The organism is Peribacillus sp. NPDC056705 (assembly GCF_043656335.1).
Genome location: NZ_JBHTYI010000016.1, coordinates 43,555 through 55,297, shown reverse-complemented (window position 1 = coordinate 55,297; position 11,743 = coordinate 43,555). Strand labels below are relative to the sequence as shown.

The window sequence follows — 11,743 nt, the reverse complement described above, 5'->3', positions numbered from 1 at the left end:
AAGGTATGCTTGTCCGCATATGTTTACTCGCGATACCAAAGAACCGACCAAATCAGGTCGGGAATCTGAGATTTTAAAACGGAAACTCATCATTCATGTTTTTAAATATACTAAGAAACTCTTACTTTAGAAATTTGATTCCATATTTTTTCATTTTTCTATAAAGCGTATTTCGGCCGATATCGAGTTGCTTCGCGGCGTTACTGATATTTCCATTTGTTCGTTCCAACGCATTTCTGATCAACTGGGTTTCTTGTTCTTGAAAGTTTCTTGGTCCTTGATCGGAATTTGCCCCTTCCTCATGTGTAATGGAAGAAACAGGACAAAGCGCCACAAGCAAGTCCCTTGTAATCGGTCCATTTTCAGCTAGGAATGCAGCCTGTCCCAGTACGTTTTGCAATTCACGGAAATTTCCTGGCCATGAATATTCCAAAATGAATGTTTTAGCCTCATCAGTTAATTCGGTATGTTCACTCCTATAAGGTAAATCCGCTAAAATGTATTCTGCTAACAGCAATAAATCCTTCCGACTTCTAAGATTTGGAATTTTCAAAGATAATCCACAAAGGCGGAAAAATAGATCTGCACGGAATTCTCCAGTTTCAATTTCTTTTTGTAAGTCTTTGTTGGTGGCGGCAATGACCCTTACATCGATTGGAATGGAAGCATGTCCGCCGACACGCGTCACACATCGTTCCTGAAGCACGCGAAGCAGGGTCGCTTGAGCTTGAAGCGGCATGTCCCCGATTTCATCCAAAAAAAGGGTTCCGCCATCCGCAGCTTCGAACTTCCCCTTATGTCCGCCGCTTTTTGCGCCAGTAAAGGCACCCTTTTCATACCCAAATAACTCACTTTCCAATAAATTTTCGGGAATTGCGCTGCAATTGATGGCGATGAATGGCTTATCACTTCTTAAACTAACCCCATGAATGGATTGTGCGAATAGTTCTTTTCCCGTTCCGCTTTCTCCAGTGATTAGCAAGCTGATATCAAGCGCTGCAGCTCTTTTAGCAATGGATATGGTTTGATTCATTTGCGGATCGTTACTTAATATATCTGAAAATTGATAACGATTAGTTGTTAAACCATCAATCAATTTTTGTTTTTTTAATCGAACGATCACGGATGATTGATGTTCCATATTTTTTCCAAGGGTTTGCACCATAAATTCCTGGTCTTTAATTGAAACCCTCTGTTCCAAAACAAGTGGGTCTGTTCCTGATATTATATTCGATACCGGTTTTTTCAATGTGCCGATAACTTGTGACGCCGCTAAATTGAGATCTGTAACTTTCCCCTCTTTATCAAGGGTAATTAACGGATCAGGGTATGAATCATATATAAAATAAAGGTTTTTCTCCCTTTTTTGTGTATGGGACAATAAGAGTGCTTGTTTGATGCTATCAGCCACCCTTTGAACTAAGCTAACGGAAAAAGGATGATAATTCTGTTGATGACTGCTTAAGTTCAAAACACCTAGCAGATACCCATCAGGGTGATAAATGGGCGATGCGGCACAAGTGAGGAAATGGTTATCCTGATGAAAGTGTTGACTGCCATGAATCAATACAGGATTTTTCTCTACTATGGCCGTTCCTATTGCATTTGTTCCTTTTGATTCCTCTAGCCAATTGGCCCCTTTCCTAAGGGAAACATTATCTGCATGGCGAATGAAAGCTGGATCCCCAACTGTTTCGATGATATACCCTTCAGGAGCAGCAAGTAATAAAATGGACTCCAAACCATTAATCGAGCGATAAACATCTTCTAAAATGGGGGAAGAATGGTACAGGAGTTCAGCATATCGATCGTGGTATTCGGCCAACTCAATTGCACCAAGCATATCTTCCTTATCCATCATGCTTGGCTGAAGTCCCTTCGAAAAGCACCGCTGCCATGATTCTTGAATAAATGCCGGTATGGTTCCTTTATCCGCGCTTATATTAACAGACATTGAATAATCCTCCCGTATGTATAATCGAGTAAATCGGCTACTGTTTTTTATTCAATTTCATAAATGAAACTCTTTCTAATTCAAAGTTTCAGAGCATTCAGGATTCGTTCATATAGTTTAATTATAACAGAAAATTCAGATACTCACCAAAATGAATACGGCATTATGCGAACTGCTAAACTTTTTTGTTCCAATATGGAACACCATCCTGTTCCATATTGGAACAGGATGGCATCTTCCGATATCGCTCCACCATCTTTTAACTGGTTTCATCGTTTTTTTGTTTTGGCATAGGTCTTGCATAATTACATATCGAGAAATTGAATCCTATTGATAAAGGGGGAAGGAATCAGTAATCCGGTTTTTGAAATATTCTGACTTGCTGCATGGCAGCCAAAGAGAATTGTATCAATCACATAAGATCATGCCTGATCCTTTACTTAGAGGAAAGCCATTGTCCGAACAAATATGCAACTTAAAATCCAAATGAAAAGGGGTATTATACATGGAACAAACTATTAAACTTAATCCACGAGTGCAAGAATTCTTGAAGGGCACTAAAAAGCTTTTGATTAATGGGGAATTGGTGGAAGCTGCTTCAGGAAAAACCTTTGAGACTCTCGATCCTTCTAACGGCAAGGTTTTAGCGGTTGTGAGTGAAGCAGGACCGGAAGATGTAGATAAAGCAGTCAAAGCAGCCCGTAAGGCATTCGACAACGGTCCTTGGAAAAAAATGAGTGCATCGGAGCGCAGCCGCCTCATTTATAAATTAGCGGACCTCATGGAAGAACATAAAGAGGCTTTAGCACAATTGGATACCTTGGATAATGGCAAGCCAATTGGTGAAACCACTAATGCCGATGTCCCCCTTGCAATCGATCACTTTCGTTATTATGCTGGGTGGGCAACTAAGATAGTAGGACAAACAATACCTGTTGCTGGGAATTACTTCAATTATACCCGTCATGAAGCAGTTGGAGTGGTAGGACAAATCATCCCTTGGAATTTCCCTCTTCTTATGGCTGCATGGAAATTAGGTGCAGCCCTTGCAACCGGATGTACGATCGTTTTAAAACCAGCGGAGCAAACGCCGCTTTCAGCATTATATTTAGGTCAATTAGCGCTTGAAGCAGGTTTTCCTCCTGGCGTCCTCAATGTCATCCCTGGATTTGGGGAAACAGCAGGATCACCGCTTGTAGACCATCCAGATGTCGATAAAATTGCCTTTACCGGTTCAACTTCAGTAGGGAAAATGATCATGCGCCAAGCTTCGGGAACTGTGAAAAAAATCTCGTTGGAGTTAGGCGGGAAATCACCTAATATCATTCTACCGGATGCAGATATGAGTAAAGCCATTCCTGGTGCTTTAATGGGCATCATGTTTAATCAAGGACAAGTTTGCTGTGCCGGTTCCCGCCTGTACATTCAAAAGAAATCCTATGACAACGTGGTAGCCGACTTAGTGTCTCATGCAAAAAACATTAAACAAGGGGCCGGTCTTGATCCTTCTACACAGATAGGGCCATTGGTTTCCAGTGAACAATTGGAACGAGTGGGCAGTTATATTGAAAAAGGAAAGTCTGAAGGTGCCGAAGTGGTTACCGGGGGCAATTATGGGCAAGGAGAGGGCTATTTTGTAACACCTACGATATTTGCAGGCGTTGAAGATGAAATGACGATCGCTAAAGAAGAAATCTTCGGCCCTGTTGTAGCTGCAATGCCTTTTGATGATTTGGATGATGTGATAAGCCGTGCAAATAACTCAGAATATGGATTGGCTGCAGGTTTATGGACACAAGACGTAAAAAAAGCCCATTATGTGGCCAATGAATTAAAAGCTGGTACAGTTTGGGTAAACTGCTATAATGCCTTTGATGCCGCTTCTCCATTTGGCGGTTATAAACAAAGCGGAATTGGTCGGGAAATGGGCAGTTATGCTTTGGAAAATTATACGGAAGTCAAAAGTGTATGGATTAACTTAAACTAAATAAAAGAGTGAACGCTCCATATGATCAATCGGCTCAAATATCATGATTGAAATGCAGGTTATCTTTTCCTTTAATATTTGCAAAAGGCTGTACCAAAGTGTAGACTTCGGTACAGCCTTATCTTGTTATTTAACTTATATCATTCAGGCAAAGAGAAAAAGAAGAGACTTTTCATTTTCGAAAAGTCTCTTTGTACCCATTATCCATTACGTTCGATTTGCATTTTTTCTCTGTTTGCTTTTTCTTTTTCAATGGTTTTCTGTCTTGAAGTCCCGGCAACCAGGATTCCAATCACCACTATCGCTTCAAATCCATATTTAATGAAGGGATTTGCAAAGTAGTCGAGCATGAAAGGTTCAGCTACAATCATTTTAGCAGCTGTCCAGCCTAGTATTCCCGCACCAATTATAATGATGAATGGGAAACGTTCTATCAGTTTCAGGATTAAAGTGCTTCCATACATCACTACTGGGATGGAAACAAGTAGACCGATCACCACTAAAGTGAAGTTACCATGTGATGCACCTGCAACTGCCAGGACATTATCCAATCCCATCAAAGCATCTGCAATAATGATCGTTTTTATGGCAGCCCACATCGAGTCTGCAGGCTTCAAATCATGTTCTTCTTCATCAATTAGAAGTTTATAAGCAATCCATACAAGAAGTAATCCGCCTATTAAATGCAGACCAGGCACCTCTAAGAGTACGACAACCAGCAGCGTTGCAATGATCCTTATCACTATTGCCCCGACCGCTCCCCAAATTATCACCTTTTTTTGCTGATCTTTTGGAAGCTTTCTTGCAGCCAATCCAATAAGGATCGCATTATCACCGGCTAGAACCAAATCTATCATAATGATCGCTAAAAGTCCTGAAATGAATTCACCTGATAAAAAATCCAACACTATTTCCTCCTTTATACAAAAATAAAGAGACCTCTGCCATAAATGGCAAAGGTCTCGCTAAGCACTAAATGAATTAGGCCAATAAAGCCGGTGGGTTCCCCACGTAATGACGACTTTATTTCAGGTTATCCCTGACGCTACTCCCCTTCACGGGAATAAAGAATATGTAACTCTTTTACTATCTTTCCATTAGGAAACTAGCAAGAAAAAATATCACTAATTCAGTATACCAAAAATACAAATAAAATAAAGAAAAAAAATAGAGATAGGCAGAAGATTCCTGAACTTAACTTGCCCATATCCTTTCAAGGGATAATTTCAGTCAATCATCCCTTCTAGATATTGGCATATTTCGTTTCCTAGGTTGGGGATATGGCTCAAATCCTTCCCCCATAGATATTGATTACTTAAGGTGGCCTCTATCAATTGTCTAAGCGGGATTTCTTGCTTATCATAATGAAGCCATTGTTCCTTGAAAAATTCAATGGTCTTTATATCATCTTTAACGACATAGGTTTTACCCGCAAAGCTTTTACCAATATAACGCCCCTTCACTTCGTGAACCTTGTAAAATCGGATCAAGCCTGAAAAACCCCGTACGATACAGTGAGGCAGCCTGCCTTGCCTCTTATGATATTCCTCTAAGGTAGGCAGGAGACGGACCTTGAACTTCGAAATGCTATTCAGCGAAATATCGGCCAGGAGGTGATGTACAAAAGGATTCTTAAATCGCTCCAGAACACTTTCCCCATATAACAACATCTCATTTTGATCAAAAGGTAATGAAGGAATTATTTCCTTTTCGATGGCATTGCTCAGAAATTGGTTGAATTCCGGATGATCGATTGCCTGTTTTACTTCTTCCATTCCAGATAAAATGCCTAAAGGAGCCATCAAGGTATGAGAACCATTAAGAATCCGTACCTTCCTCATTTGATAAGGTGTTAAATCTTTTACCCAACGCACATTTAAGCCTGCCTGTTGTAAAGGAAGACGTTGATCAATACAAGGGTCACCTTCTATAGCCCATAAATGGTATGGCTCTGCCGTATTTAGCAGCGTATCCTTATATCCCCATTCCGTAAATAGTTTTTCCGACTCATTGGCTGGGAACCCTGTAACGATACGGTCTACAAGCGAGTTTAGGAATAGGTTGTCCCGGTCCACCCACTCCATGAATGACTTTGGTAAATCCCAATCCCTGCTATGCTTAAGAACGCATTGCTTCAATGAATCACCATTTCTCTCTAAAAGCTCACATGGCAGCATGGTCAGTCCTTTTTTCGCATCTCCTTTGAAATGGAGATAACGATGATGCAAAAAAGCAGTCAGTTTTCCTGGAAAAGATTCAATTGGCTTTCCTTCTTCCAAAGGAATCGGCTGGTATTTGAGCCCTGCTTCAGTCGTGTTGGAAACTACAAATTCCAATTCAGGATTTTCTGATAATGCTAAAAAATCTTCCCATTCTTCATATGGATCAATTACCTTCGAAAAAACGGAAATGATCTCTGTTCGCTCCACTTTCTCCCCTTGGTGAAAACCACGTAACATTAATGTATACAGTCCATCTTGCCGCTTCACCTCCTCTATTTTCCTTTTTCCGGCGAGGCGAGGCTGAGTAACTGCAATACTTCCCATAAAATGCCCTTGTTTATTACATTCATGAATCATCCAATCAAAGAAGCCTCGAAGAAAATTCCCCTCCCCAATCTGCAATACTTTTATGGGAAAATCCATCATATGTGAATATTGGACAGCTTTTGTCTCTTTACTCAGACTGTTTAGTTGACTTTTATTTATACTCATGATCAAAGAACCCCTTTTCTCATTGAAATATCCAATTCAGAGTGCGTTTTAAGAGGTCGCCGTTACGGAGCATACCTAATGCTTATATTTCGACAATAGCCTTTATTACTTTTGCATCAGGAGTTAACCACCCTTCAAACTGATTGATCATTTCATCCAAATGTGTGCGGTGTGTAATATACTGGCCCATATCCAGCTTGTCATTCTTCAGCGTATTCACGACATAATCAAAGTCATCCCTTGTTGCATTGCGGCTTCCCATTAATGTAAGCTCTTTACTGTGGAATTCAGGATCATTAAAGGAAATATCCGCTTTAACTAACCCAACATAAACCAACCTTCCGCCGTGAGCAGGATATTTAAATGAATCCATCATTGACTTAGCATTACCTGTCGCATCAAATACCACGCTTGGCATATCTCCATTCGTCAATTGGGCTAATTTCTCCATTGGATTTTCCAAAACGTTCAAAGTATAATCGACATTTGCCCATTTGCCAGCAAACGCAAGGCGTTCATCATTTACATCCATTGCGATCACCTTCGCACCCTGTTCTTTAGCGAATGCCATGACTCCCAAGCCAATTGGACCAGCACCAATTACCAGTGCAAATTCCCCTTTATGAATAGCGGCGCGCCTAACTGCGTGAGCCCCTATACTTAAAGGCTCTATCATTGCGGATTGGTCAAGTGTAAGACCTTCTGTTCTCACCAAATGATTATAAGGCACCGTCATCCACTCACTCATGCCGCCTTCAGCATGTACACCCAAAACTTTCATATCCGTACAGCAGTTCGTTTTTCCACTCCTGCAAGCCAGGCATTTTCCACATTCCATATAGGGGATGATCGATACTTGATCCTCGACATTCAGCCCGGATTCATTCTCCGGTATGGATTCAATATAACCGGATAATTCATGTCCAAGTATTCGAGGATAGCTAAAAAAGGGTTGATTACCCCCATAGGCATGAATATCCGTACCGCATATTCCTATGCGGCGCACACGAATCAAAGCTTCTCCTGAGTTTGGAACCGGTTTTTCCGACTCGATCATCTTAAATTCAAAAGCTCGTTCACAAACAATACTTTTCACTGAATAACACTCCTTTTTAATAACTTAATAGATATGTACACCTGTTAGAGAATGACGCCTTCTTTAAAAATGCTTATCTCTCTAAAACCGAATTTTTCATTATTCGTTTTCTTTTTACCAGATGAAAGTTCAAGAATGTATTGGAATAAATCGTCCTTTAATTCCTCGATCTTTCGACCTTCAATCAACTGCCCTGCATTATAATCAATCCAGTGTTTTTTACGATTGGCTAAATCTGAATTCGTTGCTATTTTCACAGTTGGCACCGGTCCGCCAAATGGTGTTCCCCTTCCCGTAGTGAACAGAACGATATGTGCACCCGCTGCCGCCAAAGCCGTCACCGAAATCAGGTCATTTCCAGGAGAATTGATTAAATTCAAACCATGCTTCACTACCCGTTCACCATATGGACTAACATCCACTACAGTGGCATGGCCGCCTTTTTGCGTGCACCCAAGTGATTTTTCCTCCAGCGTACTTATGCCGCCTTCCTTGTTTCCGGGTGAAGGGTTTTCATAAATTTCCTGATCATGGCGAATGAAATACTGTTTAAAATCATTAATAAGGCCAACGATTTTATTAAAGGTTTCTTCATCTCTTGCCCTGTTCATCAATATCGTTTCCGCTCCAAACATCTCAGGAACCTCTGTCAATATCGTGGTCCCTCCATTTGCTACAATAAGGTCGGAAACAGCACCAACCAATGGATTAGCGGTAATGCCTGAAAAACCGTCGGAACCCCCGCATTTCAAGCCTATTTTCAACTTTGAAACCGGTACTGGCTTGCGTACGAACCCTTCGGCATATTCCACTAATTCTCCCATTAAACGCAAGCCGCTCTCCAATTCATCTTGAACCTCCTGGGCTTTTAAAAATTTAATGCGATCGGGAGGAAATTCACCAATGACATCTTTAAATGCTTCGATTTGATTGTTCTCACATCCTAACCCTACAACTAAAACTCCTGCTGCATTTGGATGTTGAGCCAAGGCAGCCAAAAGTTTCTGTGTATGGGTTAAATCATCTCCCAATTGAGAACAGCCGTATGGGTGGGAAAAGTGATGAATCCCATCGATTTGCCGATCTTTAAACTGCTCATTTCCCATTTTAGCGAGAACTTCACATGTTTTATTGATGCAACCAACCGTGTTGATGATCCAGATTTCATTCCGGATACCCACTTCCCCATTTTCACGGATATATCCTTGGAAGGTATGATTTTGACTAGGCTCTTTTGTATTTTGACTGCTAGGTTGATAGGAATAATCCAATATACCCTGCAAACCGGATGCTAGATTATGGGTGTGAACCCAATCGCCGATGGAAATATCTTCTTTTGCTTTTCCGATCGAGTAACCGAATTTGATTACGTCCTCCCCTCGTTTTACCGGTTTCACTAACATTTTATGCCCTTTAGGAATGTCATCACTTGCCTTTATATAGATCATTCCCCTGTCTTCCGATTGAATCTGGAGGCTATGTCCTTTATGAATCCCCTCCAAGGAAATAACAACATCATCATTTGAATGCAATTGAACAAATTTATTCATTTTGTCCCCTCCTTTTCATGAGTGAAGACGTTCAAAACCAAACGTCAATCCATTCCGAAAGCCCTTTCATTTTCCGCTTGAACTTTTTTAATTTTTAAATTCCTTTTAATTTTAACATCAATTTTTGAAATATAAATTGCATATTTTGCTATAAATATACTCATTCTTGTTGTATTATACTTGCAGGAGATGAACGAAATGAAAAAAATACATAATGCATTAAATCATGATTTACTCTTCCCCTTTTCTTTTGTCTATCAAGATACGAAAAGTCCCCAGAATGAATTGTCCGATCATATGCATGATTATTATGAAATTGTTTATGTTTATAATGGTAAGGGGACTTTTTTTATCGGTGATGTGTTTTATGATATGCAGCAAGGGGATGTATTCCTGATCCCTAATAATACGATTCATAGGGCTTTACCCAATAAGGACGATCCCGTTACCTCCACCATTATCTTTTTCAGTCCCACATTGATATATAAAGATATGGTTGATGATTCTTTTTCATATTTACATTTGTTTGACCTGACAAAAAAGAGTAAGAATTATAAAATATCATTGCCGCAAAAGAAACAAGAAAAGATGGAGGAACAGCTACAGCTCATCCTGCAAGAAACATCTAGCCAATCAATGGGTTCGAGGCATGCTTGTTTGCTGACCGTTCATCAAATCATACTTGATTTATACCGTACCCGGATGAATGACAAAGAAGATTTACCAGTGGGCAATAGCTATAGTTCAGAATGGATCAAAGATATTTTAATCTATATTAATGAACATATCGATGAAACATTGACTTTGACGACACTTGCACAAAAAGCTTTGGTCAGTCCCGCTCATTTCAGCAGAGTTTTTAAGGAAACGACTGGAATTGGGTTAATAGTATATTTAAATACGAAAAGAATCATCAAGGCAAAGGAACTTTTACTGGAAACGAATCACACCATTGCCCATATTGCTGAAATGTGTGGTTTTGAAAGCATGCCCCAATTTTTTCGCACCTTTAAAAAATACAATGAAAAGACGCCAGCAACATTTCGAAAAGAAAATCGGATGCGTTAAGTTTGCCTAGTAAACATAAAAAAATGGAAGTGGCTTCCCTTGATATTTCCTTGGGAGACACTTCCATTCTGACAATCTATTACGCAGGCTTTACTATCGGTCTTACAAAACGGATGACTGCAAGCGATGCAACGATGGCCAGTCCACCTGCAAGCAAGAATGCAACTGTGTAGGTGCCTGAGGTATCGACAATATATCCTGTTAACGTCGGTCCGATGATACCTGCTGTATTTGCCAAGAAATGCATAAAACCTCCAACAGATCCAACATTACCAGGGTCGACAACATCGTTGACGATTGCCCAGTAAATGGCACCAGTCAAATAAAGGAAGAAGACGGAAAGTGCGACAAGCGTAACCGCACTGACCGTTGTGGATACCAGTCCGGCAAAACCGATACATACCGCCGATAAGAACAAACATGTTACAAGAACGATCTTACGTGAGAATAAAACACCTTTTTTAGCGAATTTTTTAAAGAAGAAATCCGACACGAAACCACCCAAAGCAAGTCCGATGAATCCAAAAATCCAAGGAATCACAGTGATGATGCTCATATTTTCTACACTTAGGCCGCGTGCGTCCACCAAATAGCTTGGGAACCAAGTTAAGAAAAAGAAGAGAATATAGTTGTAAGAAAAAAAGGCGAGAGCGGTAAATAAAACCGTTTTTTGTTTTAAATAAAAGGTGAATTTCAACTTCCCTTCCGATGTTGCCGCCACATAAGATTTCCCCGTATGTTTCTGTTCTTTTGAACCTTCTGGTTTTTCTTTAACGAATTTCCACCAGCAAATCGCCCATATTAGACCAATCACCATTATGGCAATGAAAGAAACTCTCCATCCATATGAGATGGCAATAAATCCAACAATCGGACCTGCTATGGCGCCACCAAGCGGGGTTCCGCTATTCGTCAAACCAACGACAGATGCCCGTTGATTCGCTGGGAACCAGTTATTCACCATCTTATTGATGGTTGCCGAAAGAGGGCCTTCGCCCATTCCAAACAAGATGCGGATGACGATCATACTGGCAAAACCGACAGCCAGTACAAGAGCACCACTGAATAAAGACCAAACGATCATCGCCACGAAAAGCGTAAGCTTTGCACCCCATTTATCGGACGCCATTCCACCGAGGAAATTAAATATGGCATAACCAACTGAAAAGCTACTAAAAATGATCCCCATCTGTGTCGCTGTTAAGGATAAATCATCTTGGATGAACGGAGCTGCAATGGATAGTGCTGATCGGTCCAGATAATTTATCACCCCTGCCAAGAACAAGAAAACAATAACCATTCCTCTACCATTTGAAAACATAAAGTATCCCCCTATACGTTTCTATAAATGCAGCAGCATTTTTGGAAACGTTT

Annotated in this window: 8 protein-coding genes; 2 read left to right on the top strand and 6 right to left on the bottom strand. The window is 40.5% G+C overall.

The genetic code is table 11. The features are described from left to right. Positions 1 to 121: 121 nt before the first annotated feature. Positions 122 to 1,954 carry a sigma-54-dependent Fis family transcriptional regulator gene (locus ACFRAK_RS18165; protein ID WP_394572190.1) on the bottom strand — a complete coding sequence of 611 codons (1,833 nt, stop codon included), beginning with the start codon at positions 1,952 to 1,954 and terminating at the stop codon, positions 122 to 124. Positions 1,955 to 2,459: 505 nt separating this feature from the next. Between ACFRAK_RS18165 and ACFRAK_RS18160 the strand changes: the two genes are divergently transcribed. Beyond that, positions 2,460 to 3,941, top strand: coding sequence for an aldehyde dehydrogenase family protein (locus tag ACFRAK_RS18160; RefSeq protein WP_192204991.1), 1,482 nt, complete (start codon positions 2,460 to 2,462; stop codon positions 3,939 to 3,941). 200 nt (positions 3,942 to 4,141) lie between these two features. On the opposite strand, the gene ACFRAK_RS18155 is transcribed toward ACFRAK_RS18160, so the two are convergent. The 4 genes from ACFRAK_RS18155 to ACFRAK_RS18140 all read right to left on the bottom strand — a co-directional run bounded on the left by ACFRAK_RS18155 (position 4,142) and on the right by ACFRAK_RS18140 (position 9,301). Then, positions 4,142 to 4,846 carry a TerC family protein gene (locus tag ACFRAK_RS18155; RefSeq protein ID WP_394572189.1) on the bottom strand — a complete coding sequence of 235 codons (705 nt, stop codon included), beginning with the start codon at positions 4,844 to 4,846 and terminating at the stop codon, positions 4,142 to 4,144. Positions 4,847 to 5,167: 321 nt separating this feature from the next. Beyond that, positions 5,168 to 6,655, bottom strand: a complete 1,488-nt coding sequence (locus ACFRAK_RS18150) for a tagaturonate reductase (RefSeq protein WP_394572188.1) — start codon at positions 6,653 to 6,655, stop codon at positions 5,168 to 5,170. Between the two features lie 82 nt (positions 6,656 to 6,737). After that, entirely contained in the window at positions 6,738 to 7,751 is a 1,014-nt protein-coding gene (locus ACFRAK_RS18145) for a zinc-binding alcohol dehydrogenase family protein (protein ID WP_394572187.1), read from the bottom strand. 44 nt (positions 7,752 to 7,795) lie between these two features. Next, positions 7,796 to 9,301 carry a UxaA family hydrolase gene (locus ACFRAK_RS18140; RefSeq protein WP_394572186.1) on the bottom strand — a complete coding sequence of 502 codons (1,506 nt, stop codon included), beginning with the start codon at positions 9,299 to 9,301 and terminating at the stop codon, positions 7,796 to 7,798. A 198-nt stretch (positions 9,302 to 9,499) separates the two neighbouring features. Here ACFRAK_RS18140 and ACFRAK_RS18135 point away from each other — a divergent pair, with 198 nt between their 5' ends. Further along, positions 9,500 to 10,369 (top strand): AraC family transcriptional regulator, encoded by an 870-nt coding sequence (locus ACFRAK_RS18135; protein ID WP_387599052.1) that lies wholly within the window; start codon positions 9,500 to 9,502, stop codon positions 10,367 to 10,369. A 79-nt stretch (positions 10,370 to 10,448) separates the two neighbouring features. Here the strand turns inward: ACFRAK_RS18135 and ACFRAK_RS18130 are convergent, their stop codons facing one another. Beyond that, a complete protein-coding gene (locus tag ACFRAK_RS18130; protein WP_387708484.1) occupies positions 10,449 to 11,690 on the bottom strand; it encodes an MFS transporter in 1,242 nt (413 codons plus the stop codon). Positions 11,691 to 11,743 lie beyond the last annotated feature (53 nt).